Here is a 17,042-nt window from a genome sequence, read left to right on the forward strand (position 1 = left end):
TCCCCCCTCCCCCCGGCAACCCCTCCAGCAGAAAAATACCTTCTCAAAGGAATTATTCTGTGGCAGGATGCATGCGGGAGGAAGCTCCAGGGTTGATCCGGAAGACCCCGGAGATCGCCACGCGCCGGCCTCCGCGGCCCCCAGGCTGCGGCTCCTACGGCCATGACGAGTCCCCCGCCCGTGTTCAGCCGTCTTCGCTGCCCGAACGCCAAGGGGGAAAACGCCATGCTGAGCTTCTCAATTCTCGGCGCACTCCAGATCCGTACCGCATTAGGTCCCGCGGAGATCTCCGGCGATCTCCAGCGGACCCTTATCCAGACACTTCTCGTGAACGAGGGGCAGTCCATCTCCGGCGAGAGCCTGGTCGAGGAGATGTGGGGCGATTCCGTCCCGGACAACCAGGCGAACGCCCTGCAGGCCCACATCAGCCGCCTGCGAAGGAAACTGAAGAGTCTGGAACCCGACCGGGTTTCCTCCCGGGTCACCATCCATCCCTCCGGCTACCGGCTCACTGTCACCGAAGGTGAGCTGGACGCCGCCGAGTTCGCCAAGACCGTCCGGCAGGCGGAGGTCGCCGCGGCCTCTGATCCGGCCGCCACCGCCCGTCTGCTCGGAAACGCCCTCGCGATGTGGCGCGGCCCCGTCTTCGGTGACTTCACCGGCGGCACACTGTGCCAGCTGGCCTGCGGCCGTTACGAGGAGCACCGCATGCGGGCCATGGAACTCCGCTTCGACGCCGAGCTGCGCCTTCGCAACCACGCGGCCGTACTCGCCGAGCTCCACGATGCCCATACCAACCATCCACTGCGGGAACGCTTCTGCGAGCAGCTGATGATCGCCCTCTACCGCTCGGGCCGCCAGGCCGACGCACTGAATGTCTATCGCCGGATGTGGCAGCACCTCTCGGACGAGCTCGGCATCGAGCCCTCGCCCGCGCTCCGCCGTGTGGAGAACGCGATTCTCTCGCATGACCCCGCCCTCGCGTGCGACTCCCCGGCGTCGGTGATACTCCAGCCCGCGTGAGTCCGCTCCCCGGCCGCGCCGGCCGTGTAAGCCGGCCGTCAGCGTCCGGTCAGCCCGTGTTGCGACGATCTCCACGGACGACGGAAACGTACATGAGCAGTCCCCCATACATTCGGAGACCCCCATGACCACGAGTCAGACCTCTGCCCGCCCCGCGGACACCGCCGGACGCGTGGCGGCCGCACGCCCTCTGCGCATGTTCCTCGCGCTCGACGCCGCCGTGACCGCCGGGAACGGCCTCATCTACCTGCTCGCCGCCGGCCCCGTCGGTGACCTGCTCGACCTGGACACCGGGCTGCTGCGCGGCATCGGTGCCTTCCTCACCGTGTACGGCATCCTCGTGGCCGTCCTGGCCACCCGCCCGGTACCGGCCGCCGGTCCCACCAAGGTGGTCATCGAGGCCAACCTGCTGTGGGCGGTCGCGAGCGTAGCCACTGCCGTCTTCGGCTGGTTCGATCCGAACACCGTGGGCACCGTCTGGATCCTGATGCAGGCCGCCGTTGTCGGAGGCTTCGCCGTTCTGCAGATCAACGGTCTGCGCCGGCTCAGCAACTGACCCTGCGGCACGACTCTCGAAACGCCTCGCCACCGGACGACGCTGCCGGGGCTGCCAACTACTGGTAGGGGGAGACATGCGGTTCCACGTCGCGGAGCTGGCCGAGATCCGGGAGCGGGTGCACGCGGGCCCGAGCGAGAAGGCCACCGCCGCGCAGAAGGCCAAGGGCAAGCTCACCGCCCGGGAACGGATCGGCCTGCTCCTCGACGAGGACTCGTTCCACGAGGTGGAGCCCCTGCGCCGGCACCGGGCGACCGGGTTCGGCCTGGAGGCCAAGCGGCCGTACACGGACGGAGTCATCACCGGCTGGGGCACCGTGAAGGGCCGCCGCGTCTTCGTCTACGCGCACGACTTCCGCATCTTCGGCGGGGCGCTGGGCGAGGCCCACGCCTCCAAGATCCACAAGATAATGGACCTGGCCATGTCGGCGGGCGCCCCGCTCGTATCGCTCAATGACGGCGCGGGCGCCCGTATCCAGGAAGGCGTCACGGCACTGGCCGGCTACGGCGGGATCTTCCGCCGCAACACCAAGGCGTCCGGGGTCATCCCCCAGATCAGCGTGATGCTCGGCCCCTGCGCGGGCGGCGCGGCCTACTCACCCGCCCTGACGGACTTCGTGTTCATGGTGCGGGAGACCTCGCAGATGTTCATCACGGGTCCGGACGTGGTCAAAACCGTGACGGGTGAGGAGATCACCCAGAACGGCCTCGGGGGCGCAGACGTGCACGCCGAGACCAGCGGCGTGTGTCACTTCGCCTACGACGACGAGGAGACCTGCCTGGAGGAGGTGCGCTATCTGCTCTCCCTCCTGCCGGGCAACAACCGGGAGACACCGCCCGCCCTGCCGGTCGAAGACCCGCCGGACCGGCCCTGCGACGCTCTCGTCGACCTGGTCCCGGTGGACGGCAACCGCCCGTACGACATGCGGCAGGTGATCGAGGAGATCGTCGACGACGGTGAGTACCTGGAGATCCACGAACGCTGGGCCCCCAACATCATCTGCGCGCTGACCAGGCTCGGCGGACAGGTGGTGGGCATCGTCGCCAACCAGCCCCGGTTCCTCGCCGGTGTCCTGGACATCGAGGCGAGCGAGAAGGCCGCGCGGTTCGTGCAGCTGTGTGACGCGTTCAGCATCCCGCTCGTGACGCTGCTCGACGTGCCCGGGTTCCTGCCGGGTGTCGACCAGGAGCACGGCGGCATCATCCGGCACGGAGCCAAGCTGCTGTACGCGTACTGCGACGCGACCGTGCCGCGCATATCGCTGATCCTCCGGAAGGCGTACGGCGGCGCGTACATCGTCATGGACAGCCAGTCCATCGGCGCCGATCTCACCTACGCGTGGCCTACGAACGAGATCGCCGTGATGGGCGCGGAGGGCGCGGCCAACGTGATCTTCCGCCGTCAGATCGCCGAAGCGGAGGACCCCGAGGCGGAGCGCGCCGAACTGGTCAAGGCGTACAAGGCGGAGCTGATGCATCCGTACTACGCGGCCGAGCGCGGTCTGGTGGACGACGTCATCGACCCCGCCCAGACCCGTGAGGTGCTGATCAGCTCACTGGCGATGCTGCGGACCAAGCACGTCGACCGTCCCGCCCGCAAACACGGCAACCCCCCTCAGTGACGGAGGTCCCACCCCATGACCACCCTGTCCACGGCCTGCATACGCATCGAGAAGGGTGCGGTGACACCCGAGGAACTCGCCGCCCTCACGGTCCTCTTCCTCGCCCGTGCCCCCCGGACCACACCCGGAACCGAGCCCGACTGCCCGGGCTCGACCACCGCCTGGCGCCCCGACCTCTTCCACGCCCCCCACAGCTGGCAGGCCCCGTAAGGGACCGTGGCCGGCACTCGGCCGCCCCCGGCCCGGGTCACGACGGGAACGCCGTCACCCGGGCCGGGGGCGGCCGTGCGCCGGAGACCGGGCCGGCGTCGAGGCCGTACACGACCGGCTCGCCGCGGGTCCCGGGCCGGTCCGTAAGCGGCGCTTCACGGATACCTAATCAATCCGCGGCCGTCCTGAGTGCTTGTTCGAGCCCCTGGCGGGAGCGGGCTCCGCTCTTCTGGATGGCCCGGGCGACGTGCTGCTCGACGGTGCGCGGAGACAGATGGAGCGTGGCGGCGATCTCCCGGTTGGTCATGCCGGCGGCGGCGAGTTCGGCGACCTCCGCCTCGCGCGGCGAGAGCAGGTCGCCGTACCGGGGGCGACCGGGAGCCCGGGGTCCCTTCGCGGGTTGGTGACTGCGCAGCTCGGAGCGGGTGCGGGCGGCGTCCCACGTGGCTCCGAGCGTGTCGAAGGCTGCGGCGCACTCGGCGAGCAGGGCGGCAGCTGGGCCGCTGTCGCCGTCGAGGGCGAGAGTGCAGCGGGCGGCGGCCACTTCGGTGAGGGCTGCTTGATACGGCCGGGGCATCGCGGTGTAGGCGGCGGCGCTCCTCTCGTAGCAGGCGGCAGCCTCGGCCGTTCGCCCGGTGTGTTCGGCGAGGACGCCTTGGGTCCATTCGAGGGCTGCGGTGGCCGACGGGGTGTCCTTGCCCTCCAGCCCGGCGGCGAACTCGGCGACCATGTCCCGGGCGGTGTCCACGGCTCCTGCCCGGACGGTCGCCTCGACCGCCCAGGGTGCGAGTTCGGCGGCCCAGGCCCAGATTCCCTTGGTGTGCAGTCGCTTCCAGGCGGCGGCTGCTTCGGAGGCGGCACCGGCGATGTCGTCGTGGGCGAGGGCGAGTCTGATCAGGGCGCCGGATGCCGCCGCGGAGATCGGTACGGGGCCACTGTCGAGGTCGGCCGCACCCGGTCCTGTGAAGTGGTCGGCGGCGTCGGCCCATTCCCCGCGCGCGAGGGCGAGCAGGCCGAGCACCATTCGGGCGTCGGAGGCGAGGTAGGGCATGTCGCCGGCCTCGTCGACGAAGGCCCGCGCCCGCTCGGCGAGCCCCGACCAGTGGCCGGTCGCCCAGTCGAGGACGAGGGCGCAGCCCCGGCCGGTCTGCTCGGCGTAGGCGGCGCCGCTGCGGGCGGCGAGATCGACGCCCTCGTCCAGCAGGCCGTGCGACTTCTCGTAGTGGCCGAGCCACACCGTCGCGTCGGCCGCGTTGCACAGACCGCGGGCGGTCTGCTGCCGGCATCCGATGAGGTCGCTGTCCCGTGGAAGGCGGTCGATGAGCGGCCAGGCGGCCGGGTCGCCGCTGTTGAGCAGGACGCTGAGTTGGTTGGCCGCGACGGCGGCCTGGACCACGGGGTCGCCCGACTCGTCGGCGACCGTCACGGCCCGCTCGATCCAGAGGATGTTCTCGGCGAACGACGCGTCCGGTCCGTAGGGCATGGCGAGCGCCGACATCGCCCGCGCCAGTGGCACCGGCCGGCCGGCCAGATCGTCCACCGCACGGACGAGCTCGGCCCGGCCCTCGACGACCTGGCCCATCTGGTTGCACTGCAGAAGGCCGAGGTCCAGGCGGATCTCACCGCGGACGGCAGGGGGAAGACCGGTGTCGGCCACGATGTGCCGCAACACGTCCAGCGTCTGGTCGGAACGCAGGCCCACCACGGCGCTTCGGGCGAGCAGCATGGCGAGCCGGGAGCGGGCGTGTGGGGGGACGGGGCCGGTCGCGAGTGCCGCCTCCAGCAGACGCACGGCATGCTGTTGCGCACCGGCGTCCTCGAGTTCCCGGGCGGCACGCTCCACGGCGTGCAGCCAGCCCCGGTCGTCGCCGCAGGCGCGGCGATGGCCGGCCAGGCGTTCCCAGGGGACCGGCTGGCGCCTGGCGAGCAGGTGCGCGGTCCGTCGGTGCAGCTCCTCGCGGACGGGGCCGGGCATCCAGCGGCGGACGGTGGCGGCGGGTGCGGGTGCGGAGAAGCCGTACCGGCCCTCGCCGCGTTCCTCGAGGGCGGCGTGGCGCAGGGCGGCGAGCAGCGCCTCGTGGCCTGCCCTCCCGGTGAGCCCGGCCACGGAGGCGAGTTCCCCGGCGGTCGCGGGCTCGTCCAGGACGGCCGCGGCGAGCACGATCCGCCGGTGTTCCTGGGGCACCGCGGCCGTGCGCCGCAGTACGAGGGCCGCGAGCCGGGGCGGTGTGCCGAGCCGGTCGACATCGGCTGGGCGGGGCACCCGAGTGGCCGGGGCGCGTGCGGCCAGCAGGTCGAGCAGGTCGGCGACGGTCTGGGCGATACCACCGGAGGCGCGGTGAAGGGCCTCGGCCAGGCCGGCCGTACAGCGGTCGGCGCCGAGTGCGTCGGCGGCCATCCGATGGACGGCGGTGACACCGAGCGGGCCGACGACGTGCCGTACCACCGCGAGAGCGGCAGGGAACTCGGTGTCCGGCCCGAGGACCAGTCCCGGTGCGGCGAGTTCCTCGGGGCGGTAGCTGAGGACGCACACGAGGTGCGCGGGCGGGTCGGCCAGCAGGGCACGCAGCGCCTCGCTGTCGTCGCCGGCCGCCCTGTGCACGTCCTCGACGACGAGCAGGACCGGCCCCTCGCCGGGCAGCGGCTCACCGGGGCCCGCTCGGCGTGCGGTGTCGGGCACGGCCGCCCGAAGCCGCTCCACCAGGCGGCTCTTGCCGCTGCCGGCAGCACCCTCGACCAGGAGCAGTACGGGGCGGCCCGGCCCTTCCGGGTCGAGGGCGGCGCTGAGCCGCCTTCGCAGCGCCGCCTCGGCTTCCTGCACTGTTCCTGAGGTCTTGGACATGACTCGTCACCTTGTTCTCGGACGCATCATCTGTTGTTTGGGTATCCGTACTAAGTCTGCCCGGATTGCCTCGGCCCCGGACGACGGGCAGCGTGGATGCGGTAAGGCCCTGTAGCCCGTCGGGTCGGCGGGGCCCGGCGCCGACCCGGTCGGCTGCGCAGGCAGGAGTCCCGCGTGAGAAATGTGATCTGTCCGAGCCCCCTCGGGGCTTCCGTCGGCACTGACGAGCCACCGAGGCTCGAGCGGCCCCGCGAGACGGTGTCGCCCCGCACCGGTCGGCCACTGGCCGTGATCGTACTGCCGGCCACTCCGCGGTCCGTGCCCCTCCTGCGTCGCCTTGCACAGGCACTGGCCCGCAGCCGGCAGCTGTCCGACACGGCCGAGGAGGCGCTCACCGTGATCGTCACGGAACTGGCGACCAACGCGGTCCTGCACAGCGGAAGCCCCGACCTCGCGGTGCTGTTCGAGGCCGACGACGCATCGCTGACCGTCACGGTACGTGATGGCGGGCACTGGCGGGCACGTCCGGCTCCACGCTGCGAGGGGGCGGACATGGATGCGGCGTTCGGCCGCGGCCTCGCCCTGGTCGACGCGTACTCCGTGGACACGTCCGTGCGGCGCTCCGCCGAGGGCACTGTGGTCCGCGCCGTCGTCGCCCTGTAGGCCGGGCCGGGCTGCGCGTCGATTCCGGCCGGCGCGCCCGGCCGATGTGATCGGGAACGCCCGGGCGAGTATCGCCGAGATCGATACGGTCATCGGCCTGTAGGTCTACCCAGGGATGTACTGCGACAGCGCGGCACCGCCCGGCGTCTCGCCGAGGTGGCCCGCACGTACCCGGAGATCACGGCAGCCATGACGCTGACCGGCGCGGCGCCTGCGGACACGCGCTCGTTCCGCCGGATCCGGTGCGGCGGGGGCGGGACCGGATCCGACGGGTGGGACGGAGCGGCGTGGGACTCGGGCTCCGACGGACTCAGCCCGTCGTCGGGCCGGTCCAGCCCGCGGGGACGTGGCCGAGGCGGACCCGCTGCGGGTGGTCGCCGACGGGGATCGAGATGACCTTCTCACCGGTGGCGAAGTCGATCGCCGTCACCTGGTCGGTGCCGCTCTCGGACACCACGCAGTGCTTGCCGTCTCCGCTGACGGTGGCCCAGTACGGCTTGGAGGCGGTGACGAGCGGGCCCTCCTGCAGCGTCTCCCGGTTCACGACGGTGACGTAGTCGTCCATGGTCCCGGCGATGCAGAGCTTGTCGCCCCGGGGGCTCATGGACATGCCGTGGTGGCGTGAGTCGTTGACGTAGGTGGTGCGTTCGTCGCTGGTGTCCGGGTTCTTGGGCAGCGTCTTCACCCGGGTGATCCTGTCGTTGTGCACGTCGTACTCGACGAAGCCGTTGAAGAAGGAGACCTGGAAGTACATCTTCGACTCGTCGGGCGTGAAGGCGACGGGGCGCAGCGCGTCGGACAGGTCCTTGCGGCCGAAGGCGTCGAGCCGCTCGCGCATGTCGATGATCTTCTTGACCTCGAGGGTCTTCGCGTCGGCGATGGTGATGCGGCGGTCGCCCTTGGTGAAGTCCTGCCAGGGCGCGTCCATGTCGGTGTTGACCTCACCGATGGCCATGTTCCAGAGGTACTTGCCGCCGTCCGTGTACACGTTCTCGTGCGGCTTGTCGCCCGTCTTGAAGTTGCCTGCCTCCTTGCCCGTAGCCATGTCGAGGACGTGCACGGTGTTGGATGTGGAGGAGGAGACGGCGGCCTGGGTGCCGTCGGGAGAGACCGCCATGTGGTCGGAACGGAAACCGGACACCGGGAACCGCCAGTTGATCTTGCCGCTCTCCACGTCGATGGAGACCACGTCGGCGAAACTCGGCCGGGAGGCGACGACGGACTTGCCGTCCTTCGTGGTGTACATGTCGTCGACGTACTGGTCGTGGCCCTCGCCCGGGCCGAGCCGGATACCGAGGAAGAAGGCGAGCTTGACGGGGTTGAGGTAGATCTCCCGCAGGCGCTCCTTCTTGTCGGGGATCATGTTGATCCGGCCGATCTTGGCGTAGTCGCCACGGGAGTTGATGACGTCGGCGGTGCCCTCCCAGTTGTTCCCGACGAAGAACACCTCCTTGAGCCCCTCCGAAGCGGCGTCCCGCGCCTGCTGCGGGATCTCGGCCGCGCCGGCGGAGCCGGCGACGGAGGGCAGCGCGCCTGCGGTCAGGCCCGCGGCGATGAGGGCGGCCGCGCCGAAGGTGCGCCGGCGGTGCGGACGACGGGTGTGGGGACGCGTCACGGTGACCTCCAGAGGCGGGGGTGGGCGGCGCGCCGACAGGCAGGCCCCCCAACTGTTACTGGAGGTAACGTAACCAGGAGAGGGGAACTTGAACAGAGCCGGATCGAGATTCCTCGACGCGTGACCACCGAGGCTTCCCGACGGTTCACCGCGGGCAGGCTCGCCGGTGCACCCACGGAATTCGTAGGCTTGACTCCGGGAGCCGCCGCGAACACGGAGAAAAACACCCGCATGGCCGGCGACGGCTACGACACCAATACCCGAGGGGGCTGAACCGTGACCTCCCACCACGGAATCTTCATGCACCCCGGCCACCCGGTGGAGGCCCTCGTCGCGGACGTGGCGCTGGCCTGTGGCGGGAGGCTGCGGCCAACCGTGAACGGACCCCTGGACTACATCGCGAGCCTGAGCAACGCAACGCTTGAGCTGGAGATGCAACATGAGTACGAGGAAGACAAAGGCGTCCCGTTCGAGCGCTACCAAGTCCTCCTGACTGTGCGGGACTCCGACGGCGACATGGAGCGGGAGCGACGTACCGCCCGGCAGATCTACCATGACCTCACGGTTCTACGGCGGTACTGGCTGGCCCTCGTCTTCGACCTGCAGGCAGTCATCGACACGGCTGCTCCGCCTGGACAGGGAACGTTCCCTCGGTGCCCCCGATGGGGCTGAGTGGCGCGAGCCAACGCTGCCCGCCGGATCGCGTGTCCTGGAGTGGCCGCACCACTGAGCGACCGTGGGAGCGGTGAAGACGGATCTCCCTGCACAGGCACCTCGGCCCTCGGTGGGCTGCTCTTCATCGCGCTCGGCGCGGCGTTCCTGCTGTTCGACGGCACGTCAGCGCTGCCATCGCTGATCAGTACCGACGCGGAGTTCGCAATGGAGGAGCGCCTGTCGGCCATCGGCGCCGTCGTGTCCGACCGGCTCGTTCTCCTGGGCGTGGCGGCTGTGGCGGCGCCGGCAGGGCTTCTGGTGCTGATACGGCCGGCGAGGAAGCGGACGGCGCGCCCTCGGCGCGGGAGCCGTCGACGCGCGGCTGACCCGCTCGGTCGATGTGCCCGCGGAACGCGGAGGGCGGGGAACCGGCACTCCGGCTCCCCGCCCTCTCCTTGGTTCAGCGGTTGCGGAGTTGGGCCAGCGTGCTGTCGAGTTCGGCGCTGCGGGGGCGATTGTGGGGGAGCCTGGCGAGCATGGCGGCCATGCCGCAGGTGTTGGTGAGGGCTGAGAAGACAAGTCCGGCGGCGATGCCCGCGGAGAGGATCTGGAACGCGGGGTGCACGAGGAGGCCGAGGAGAAGGCCGAGGAGGACGACGGTGCCGGCGGTGAAGCGGACCTGGCGCTCCATGCCCCAGGTGGCACGGGTGTCGCCCTGGGGGCGGTGCAGGTCATGCCCTTCGGCGGCCCAGGCACCGGTGCCGCCGGAGAGGGTGGCGGTGGCGATGTTGCTCTCGGCAAGGATGCGGCAGGCGTTCTCCGACCGTGCGCCGGACGCGCAGACCACCAGGACGTCTCCGCGGTCGGCGGCGTGCCGGATATCGGGAAGCGCCCGGCGGATCTGGTCCAGCGGGATGTTCAGCGCGCCGGGCAGGTGGCCGCCGGCGTACTCGCCCGGTGTGCGGACGTCGATCACTGTCAGTTCGTGCAGACGGGTGCGGGCTTCGCCGGTGCCGAGGGTGGTGGGTGTGGTCATGGCAGGTGTCATCCTTTTCTTTCGGCGGGGCCCCCGGAAAGGGGAGTACATTACCCCTGGGGGTATTTCATGAGGAGTGATGATGGAGCTTGATCTGGCGGGAGCCGAGCTGAAGGCGGTCCTGAACCGTCTGCGCAGGGCGCAGGGGCAGATCTCCGGGGTGATCCGGATGATCGAGGAGGGGCGGGACTGCGAGGAGGTGGTCACGCAGCTGGCGGCCGCGTCCCGGGCACTGGACCGGGCCGGGTTCGCGATCATCGCCACCGGGCTCCAGCAGTGCCTGACCGAGATGGAGGACGGCAGCCGCTCAGCCGAGGACCGTGACGAGATGCGCGGCCGGCTGGAGAAGCTGTTCCTCTCCCTGGCCTGATCCGCCCGGCGGCGACGGCGGCTCCGCTCACACGATGACATCGATGAGCATCAGCGCCGCGACGCCCAGCAGAACGAACGCGAAGATCCGTTGCAGGGTCTGCCCGGTGATCTTCGACGCGAGCCGTTTGCCGTCCCAGGCGCCGAGGATCGCCGCCCCGGTGAAGGGGGCGATCACCTCCCAGCGCAGGTCCCCACCCGTTCCCGTACGCGCGGTGAGCGCGGCCAGCGAGTTCACGGTGATGACCAGGAGGCTCGTACCCACCGCCTGCTTCATCCGCAGGCCGAGGACCCCCACCAGGGCGGGAACAGCGAGGAAGCCGCCGCCGACGCCGAGAAACCCCGTCACGGCACCGAGTCCGACCCCGGCGCCGGCCACCTTGGCGGGGCGTATCCGCTCCGGCGGCTCGGACCTCGCAGGTCGCAGCATCCGCAGGGCCGCCACGGCGGCGACGACCGAGAAGGCTCCGGTGAGCACCACGGCCGGAAGGTGTCCGGCGGCGGCTCCGGCGAGGAACGCGGGCACGATGCCCGCTGCCGCGAACAGGGCGCCGGTCTTCCAGGCGACGCTGCCGTCCCGGGCGTGGGCGTAGAGGGCGGTGGCGGAGGTCGCGGTGACGATGATCAGGCTGGCGGTGGTAGCCGACGCCGGGGAGAACCCGAGCAGGTAGATCAGGGCAGGGACAGCCAGCACGCTGCCACCGCCACCGAGAGCGCCGAGAGCCAGGCCGATGACGGCCCCGGCGACCAGAGCGAGGATCAGGGTACTCACGCTATCGAGCCACTGTTCCCACGCTCGTCGACGACCGGGAATCCGGCGGCGGCCCACGCGTTCATGCCACCCTTTACGTCGATCGCGTCCGCACCCCGTTCGACCAGGAGCTTCGCGGCCCGCTGCGAGCGATGCCCGCTGCGGCAGATCACCACGAGCGGACGCCCCTGAGCGGAAGCGGGCAGGGTCGCGCCCGCGAGCAGCCCCGTCAGCGGGGCGTGCACGGCGCCCGGGGTGTGCCCGGCCCGCCACTCGGACTTTTCCCGCACATCCAGCAGGACGGCTTCGGGCCGGTCACCGCTGGTGCGTGTGCGCGCCGCGTCCACGGACAGACGCGCGGCGCCCCTACGGAAGAGGAACATCGTCGGCTTCGCCTTTCTCTCGTACGTGCGCCACTTCTGGCGCCCGGTTCTGTCGGCAGGGCCCGGCTCAGCCGGTGACGACGGGCAGCCCTGCTCCGGAGGCGGCGTCGAAGCCGTCGTCCACGGCCACGACCTGCCGCCCGGCGGCGTCCAGCAGAGAGGCGGCGATGGCCGCGCGCATGCCGCCCGCGCAGTGCACCCAGACCGTGCCGTCCGGCACCTCGCCGAGGCGGACGTGCATCTCGTGGATCGGGATGTGGACCGAGCCGGCGATCCAGCCCTCAGCACGCTCGGAATCACGGCGCACGTCCAGCACCACAACCCCGTCCCTGTCCCGCGCCGCGAGTTCCGCGAACGTGGCACGGGGGAACGAAGCGGGGCTCTCGCCGCCACGGGTCCAGGCCGCCGGGCCGCCGGTCGCGGCTGCGGCCGGGCGGTCGATGCCGACCCTGACCAGCTCCCGCTGGGCCGCCGCCAGTTGCTCGGCCGACTCCGCGAGCAGGGTGACCGGCTTGGCCCACGGAATCATCCAGGCCAGATAGGTCGCGAGCTTGCCGTCCGCCTCGAAGTTGAACGAACCCGCCACATGCCCCTCGGCGAAGGCGATCCGGTTACGCAGGTCCACGACCCACTCCCCCGCCGCGAGCCGCGCAGCGATCTCCTCCGGATCGGCGACCGCCGGCGGGGTGAGGTCCACAGGGGCGGGGCCGGCCGCGTTGGCCGGACCCATGTGCGCGTAGTAGGCGGGGACGTCCTCGAGCCCCGCGAGCAGCTCGGCGACGAAGGAGTCCACGTCCGCGGTCAGTGCCGTGTTCGCGGCCTTCTCCTTCCCGATCGTCGTGGCATCCCCGTCGGCCTGCGCCGAGGAACAGAAGCTGCCGAACCCGTGCGTGGGCAGGACCGCCGTGTCGTCCGGAAGTGCGTCGGCCAGACGGTGCGCCGAGGCGTGCTGAGCGCGGGCCAACTGCTCGGTCAGCCGCGGCTCGACGAGATCGGGCCGCCCGACCGTGCCGATGAGCAGGGACCCGCCCGTGAACGCGGCAACAGGCCGGCCGGCTTCACCGAGTACGTAAGCGGTGTGGTGCGGCGTGTGACCGGGCGTCGCGACGGCCGTCAGGCTCAGATCGGTGTCGATGTCGACGGTGTCGCCGTCGACGACCGGGGTCCGGGCGAACGAGACGCGCGCACCGGCCGGCACCAGGTAGACGGCGCCCGTGATACGGGCCAGCTCCAGGCCGCCGGTGACGTAGTCGTTGTGGATGTGTGTCTCCACCACGTGGGAGATCCGCACCCCCCGCCGCGCGGCCGCGGCCAGCACCTGGTCGATGTCCCGGGGCGGGTCCACCGCCACGGCCGCCGACTCGCCGCCGGCGAGATAGCTGCGGTTGCCGAGGCCCTCCAGCTCGATCACGTCAACGAAGAACACCGCGATACTCCTTTCACCGAGAATTACCCCAGGGGGTATGTCACCGACTCTAACACTCTTACCCCCGGGGGTATATTTCAAGGAGTGGTGACCGTCACAGGGAAAACGCCCTGACCGATACCCGGCCGCACGAGAAACGAGGAGGCAGACCGTGCCGTACGACCGCACCGCGACACGGGAAGCACCGTTCGACCAGGTGCAGCAGGGCGTCCGCCGGGCGCTGGTCGACCAGCCCTCGGGGCGCTGACCGAGATCGACGTGCAGGCCACCCCATGTCCGAGTTCGGCCACGACATGGAGCCCTACGTGATCCCCCGCACCTGCAGCCCGCCCGCCTCCCCGGGACGGCGGCGCTCCTCCGCGCACCTTCGGGACGCAGAAGGCGCGCCCCCATCACCAGGAGCAACAGAGTCGAAGATCATCGGTGTCGGCAGTGTCCCCGGCGGCAGGTGGGCGGCCGCCCGACCGCGGCGGCTCGACGAGAGCCGAGATCATCGCCCCGGAACGTGGCCGGCACGTCCCCTACGCCATCTGCGCCCTGCCCCACCCCGCCGGCACGTCATCGAACGCCGAGAGGAACCAGGGTCTTTCGTCTGGATCAGGGTGGATCAGGGGTCCGGCGCCAGGGCTCGCGAGCCCAGCATGATCCAAACAAGAGGCCCTGACTGGGCCGGAGCGGGCGGCAGGACCCGCGCAGCCGTCACCTGCGGATGGCACGGACCACGGTGTCCCTGGCCTCGGCTCCCCCCACCGGGCGCCGCGCGACCTCGGCCACGGCGACGTCGGCGTACGGCTCCCACACCGCTCTGACCTGCTCCACGCTGGAGAGCACCCGCGGATCCAGCGGCCCGCCCGTGCCATGCGCGAGGTTGGTGGCGTCGTGACCGACCACGAGCAGGGTGGCGCCCTGCCGGGCGGCCCGGCAGGCGCTGTCGAGGACTGCGGTCATGTCCTGCCGGGGAAGCTGGAGGCAGGAGATGAGCACCAGGTCGTCGGCGCCCTCCTCGGGGGCGTACCGGGTGACGTCGGCCACTGCCGCACGCACCTCGGCCCCTCGCCCCGCAGCAGCTTCGGCGATGCGCCGGACGGCGACGGGCGAGAAGTCGACGGCGTCCACGCGCCAGCCTCGTTCGGCCAGCCACAGAGCGTTGCGCCCCTCCCCCCGCGGCCAGGTCCAGAGCCCTGCCAGGAGCCGGCCCGGACGTCTCCCGGACCACCCACCGGTTCGGTTCGGCCGACGACACACGCTCCGACGCCCTGTACCGCTCGTCCCAGGCGTTCGTGTCCACAGCGTCGCCGGCCACGGGCGACCGGGGGTCTCACGCCGGCCCTGTTCCTCGAATGAGCGTCATGGGCGCCGGCGGAGTACACGAGCCGCGACAACCGCACCGGATGTGAGAGGAGCCCCGGCCGCCGCACGGCCGGGACTCCTCGGTGCGTTCGGTCAGGAGGGGGAATGGCCCACGCCGTGAACCGCTCGCCCCACCTGGGGAACGCGCCACATCACAGTCACCGTGAATCGGGAAGGTCAGCGCCGCAGGGAGAGGACACCCGGCCGCCACGGCAGTCGGTTGTATTCGCCGCCGGCGTTGGGGTCCTTGCCCTGGTAAAGGAACTGCAGGTTGCAGGGGTCGATGGTCATGGTCTGGTCGGGGTTGTCGCGGACCAGGTCACCGTGGCTGATGTCGTTGGTCCAAGTGGCACCGCTGTTGGCCTTGCCCGCGAAGGGGTTGCTCTCACTGGCGGCCTGCGGGGTCCACGACCCGTTCAGGCTGGAGGCCGTGAAGGAGCGGAAGTAGCGCCCGTTCGCGCCCATGGCCTCGACGATCATGAGGTACTGGTTCTGGCCCTGGACCTTGTAGACCTGAACGCCCTCGAACAGGTTGGCCTTGGTGTCGCTCATGATCGTCGTGTACGACGAGCCGAAGTTGCCCGGGAAGTTCCCGATCGGCATGCTCGCCCGGTAGATCTTGCCGTTGTCACCGGCGAAGAACAGGTACATGTTCTGGCCGTCGGCGATCAGGGTCTGGTCGATCGGGCCGGTGTCGGAGCCGGAGATGCTGCCGGTGAACAGCGGCTGCGGCGACGACCAGCCGTTGGGGTTGGTGGGGTCGCTCGACGTGCGGTAGACGAAGGGCGACGCACCCCACTGGTACGCCAGCACCCAGATGTTCTTGGGTGCGAAGTAGAACAGCGTGGGCGCCACCGCGGCCTGGCTCATACCGGCCTGGCCGGCCGACGCCATGTCCGACCAGTTCGTGAAGGGGCTGAACATCATCGAGCCGTACGACGATCCAGACACGTTCGACGCGTAGACCAGGTGCTTGCCGTTGTGGGTCACGGTGGTGAAATCCTTCACCGCGGCCCATCCGTTCGCCGGCTGCGCCAGCACGCCCGTCGACGTCCACCGGTACGTCGACGGGAGAGCACATGCGCCGTCCGTCGGCGGCGTCCCGGTCAGACCGGTCCACTTCTGGTTGCTGCCGCCGTTGCACGTCCACAGCTGCACCGCCGTGCCGTTGGCCGTACCGGCGCCCGCGGCTTCCAGGCACAGCCCGGACTCCACGCCGACGACCGTGCCGTCGGAGTTCACCCGCCACTGCTGGTTCGCAGCGCCGGAGCAGCTCCAGATCTGCACCCGGGTGCCGGCGGCAGTGGCGTGATCCGGAACATCCAGGCATTTGTTGCCGTAAACGGTCAACTGCTGGCCGTCCGTCAGCGTCCACTGCTGGTTGGTCCCGCCCCAGCAGTCGTATAGCTGCAGGTAGGTGCCGTTGGCCTGGTCGGCACCCGGAACGTCGAGACAGCGGTTCGAGCCAACACCACGTAAGGCGCCACTGGTGGCCGCCTGGGCCGGGGTGGCGACGAGCATCGCCGCCAACGCGGCCAGGACCGCAACCGCTGCGGCGAGTAACGCAGACGGATGCCTGCGGCTGAAACTTCCTCTGTGCATGGGACTTCCTCAACCTTGAGTGGGCGGTTCCGGTCGGCCTCGTAAGAGGCGGTCCGGACTGTCGGTGCGGTGCGGTGTGCAGCGGCCCGTGAGCACTGCGGCAGACCGCTTCTGACTTGCCGGTCCTTCGAGACCTTCTGCAAGACCGGTGGTGCCCGAAGCCTTCGGGCGGCATGGGCGCCAGGGGTGGAGGCTTGGACGGCCGAGCGCCCGGGTGGCACGGTCGAAGAGGGCGACGACCAAATTTTGGCGAGACCATGACATGCGACTCCGCGTCCGGTCGGTGCGACCCGGAGTTGCCCTGCTGTGCGATGAAGCCCCTCGACGTGTTCGAAATATCGAATAAGGGTCGGAGTGTCGAGCACCCTGAATGATAGGGAGCCAGCGAACGGCGTCAATACCTCTCGCATGTATCGCTACTGAAGCCGAAACGTTTGGGCAAACCTATGCCGCGGAACGTCGCACGTCACACAGGCAATAGTCGAGTTGCACAGCGCTTGGTACCGAACGAGCATCCGGCACCCACGACGCCGTCAGCGCACCGTCCAGCTCACCGTGATTCCGAAAGTTTCGAATAAAGAACAGAAAATTTTGGTGCTAAAAGTATTGACGATGCATCGTCAGCGCCTCAATCATTCCTGTCTGAGAAGCCGGTCACAGCTCGGTATTTCCAACCACACCGGCGTTGGGCAATCCGTGCCGCACGGCAGATCCACGCACACCTGCACGACAGATCCGCGCACCAAAGCACCTGCGCCACCCGTTTCGTTCCGGTGGGATCGGCACCAGCGCATCCTGGCTCTTCACGCCGTGGGAGAGGTACGCGGCGCCGCGTGGCGGTCCCCGGCTGAGCCGCGATGGAGTACCCCCTGCCTGTGTCGAAGATCGTCCCGTCCCACGGCTGCGGTGTCCGGTGATCCCGTACTGCCCGGGCTCCGGCC

At 70.3% G+C, this 17,042-nt stretch carries 15 protein-coding genes and 1 pseudogene; 8 read left to right on the forward strand and 8 right to left on the reverse strand.

The annotated features are described in order from the left end of the window. Positions 1–225 precede the first annotated feature (225 nt). From BFF76_RS18360 to BFF76_RS34460, 4 genes are all read left to right on the forward strand, one after another. Positions 226–1,023: an AfsR/SARP family transcriptional regulator gene (locus tag BFF76_RS18360; RefSeq protein ID WP_031089500.1), complete on the forward strand. Its 798-nt coding sequence runs from the start codon at positions 226–228 to the stop codon at positions 1,021–1,023. Between the two features lie 124 nt (positions 1,024–1,147). Then, on the forward strand, positions 1,148–1,579 hold the full coding sequence (locus tag BFF76_RS18365; protein ID WP_031089498.1) for a hypothetical protein: 432 nt from the start codon (positions 1,148–1,150) through the stop codon (positions 1,577–1,579). Between the two features lie 76 nt (positions 1,580–1,655). Next, the gene (locus BFF76_RS18370; protein WP_051834456.1) at positions 1,656–3,200 is read left to right on the forward strand and encodes an acyl-CoA carboxylase subunit beta; all 1,545 of its coding nucleotides are present in this window, start codon (positions 1,656–1,658) and stop codon (positions 3,198–3,200) included. A gap of 15 nt (positions 3,201–3,215) precedes the next feature. Beyond that, the gene (locus tag BFF76_RS34460; RefSeq protein WP_031089494.1) at positions 3,216–3,410 is read left to right on the forward strand and encodes an acyl-CoA carboxylase subunit epsilon; all 195 of its coding nucleotides are present in this window, start codon (positions 3,216–3,218) and stop codon (positions 3,408–3,410) included. 169 nt (positions 3,411–3,579) lie between these two features. Here BFF76_RS34460 and BFF76_RS18380 read toward each other — a convergent pair whose 3' ends face one another. Next, positions 3,580–6,252, reverse strand: a complete 2,673-nt coding sequence (locus tag BFF76_RS18380) for a LuxR C-terminal-related transcriptional regulator (protein ID WP_053931071.1) — start codon at positions 6,250–6,252, stop codon at positions 3,580–3,582. Between the two features lie 288 nt (positions 6,253–6,540). On the opposite strand from BFF76_RS18380, the gene BFF76_RS18385 reads away from it, so the two are divergent. Next, a complete protein-coding gene (locus tag BFF76_RS18385; protein WP_267882463.1) occupies positions 6,541–6,915 on the forward strand; it encodes an ATP-binding protein in 375 nt (124 codons plus the stop codon). Positions 6,916–7,033: 118 nt separating this feature from the next. After that, positions 7,034–7,131 (forward strand): annotated as a pseudogene (locus BFF76_RS34695) (Lrp/AsnC family transcriptional regulator); the annotation flags it as partial. A 94-nt stretch (positions 7,132–7,225) separates the two neighbouring features. On the opposite strand, the gene BFF76_RS18390 reads toward BFF76_RS34695, so the two are convergent. Then, positions 7,226–8,530 carry a YncE family protein gene (locus BFF76_RS18390; protein WP_031089489.1) on the reverse strand — a complete coding sequence of 435 codons (1,305 nt, stop codon included), beginning with the start codon at positions 8,528–8,530 and terminating at the stop codon, positions 7,226–7,228. Between the two features lie 276 nt (positions 8,531–8,806). On the opposite strand from BFF76_RS18390, the gene BFF76_RS18395 reads away from it, so the two are divergent. Then, positions 8,807–9,202, forward strand: a complete 396-nt coding sequence (locus tag BFF76_RS18395) for a hypothetical protein (protein ID WP_031089488.1) — start codon at positions 8,807–8,809, stop codon at positions 9,200–9,202. Between the two features lie 442 nt (positions 9,203–9,644). Here the strand turns inward: BFF76_RS18395 and BFF76_RS18400 are convergent, their stop codons facing one another. Further along, positions 9,645–10,220: a rhodanese-like domain-containing protein gene (locus BFF76_RS18400; RefSeq protein ID WP_031089486.1), complete on the reverse strand. Its 576-nt coding sequence runs from the start codon at positions 10,218–10,220 to the stop codon at positions 9,645–9,647. An 82-nt stretch (positions 10,221–10,302) separates the two neighbouring features. Between BFF76_RS18400 and BFF76_RS18405 the strand changes: the two genes are divergently transcribed. Further along, complete coding sequence (locus tag BFF76_RS18405; RefSeq protein ID WP_053931070.1) at positions 10,303–10,590, forward strand: metal-sensitive transcriptional regulator; 288 nt, start codon at positions 10,303–10,305, stop codon at positions 10,588–10,590. A 27-nt stretch (positions 10,591–10,617) separates the two neighbouring features. On the opposite strand, the gene BFF76_RS18410 is transcribed toward BFF76_RS18405, so the two are convergent. The 5 genes from BFF76_RS18410 to BFF76_RS18430 all read right to left on the reverse strand — a co-directional run bounded on the left by BFF76_RS18410 (position 10,618) and on the right by BFF76_RS18430 (position 16,101). Then, a complete protein-coding gene (locus BFF76_RS18410; protein ID WP_053931069.1) occupies positions 10,618–11,361 on the reverse strand; it encodes a sulfite exporter TauE/SafE family protein in 744 nt (247 codons plus the stop codon). Further along, the gene (locus BFF76_RS18415) at positions 11,358–11,723 is read right to left on the reverse strand and encodes a rhodanese-like domain-containing protein (RefSeq protein ID WP_031089482.1); all 366 of its coding nucleotides are present in this window, start codon (positions 11,721–11,723) and stop codon (positions 11,358–11,360) included. Before BFF76_RS18415 ends, BFF76_RS18410 begins: the two co-directional genes overlap by 4 nt. A gap of 67 nt (positions 11,724–11,790) precedes the next feature. Continuing rightward, positions 11,791–13,149: an MBL fold metallo-hydrolase gene (locus BFF76_RS18420; RefSeq protein ID WP_031089481.1), complete on the reverse strand. Its 1,359-nt coding sequence runs from the start codon at positions 13,147–13,149 to the stop codon at positions 11,791–11,793. 699 nt (positions 13,150–13,848) lie between these two features. Beyond that, entirely contained in the window at positions 13,849–14,265 is a 417-nt protein-coding gene (locus BFF76_RS18425) for a class I SAM-dependent methyltransferase (RefSeq protein WP_234316631.1), read from the reverse strand. A gap of 411 nt (positions 14,266–14,676) precedes the next feature. After that, a complete protein-coding gene (locus BFF76_RS18430) occupies positions 14,677–16,101 on the reverse strand; it encodes a non-reducing end alpha-L-arabinofuranosidase family hydrolase (protein WP_053931068.1) in 1,425 nt (474 codons plus the stop codon). Positions 16,102–17,042: the final 941 nt, after the last annotated feature.

Source organism: Streptomyces mutomycini (genome assembly GCF_001700505.1).
GTDB classification, from domain to species: Bacteria; Actinomycetota; Actinomycetes; order Streptomycetales; family Streptomycetaceae; genus Streptomyces; species Streptomyces mutomycini.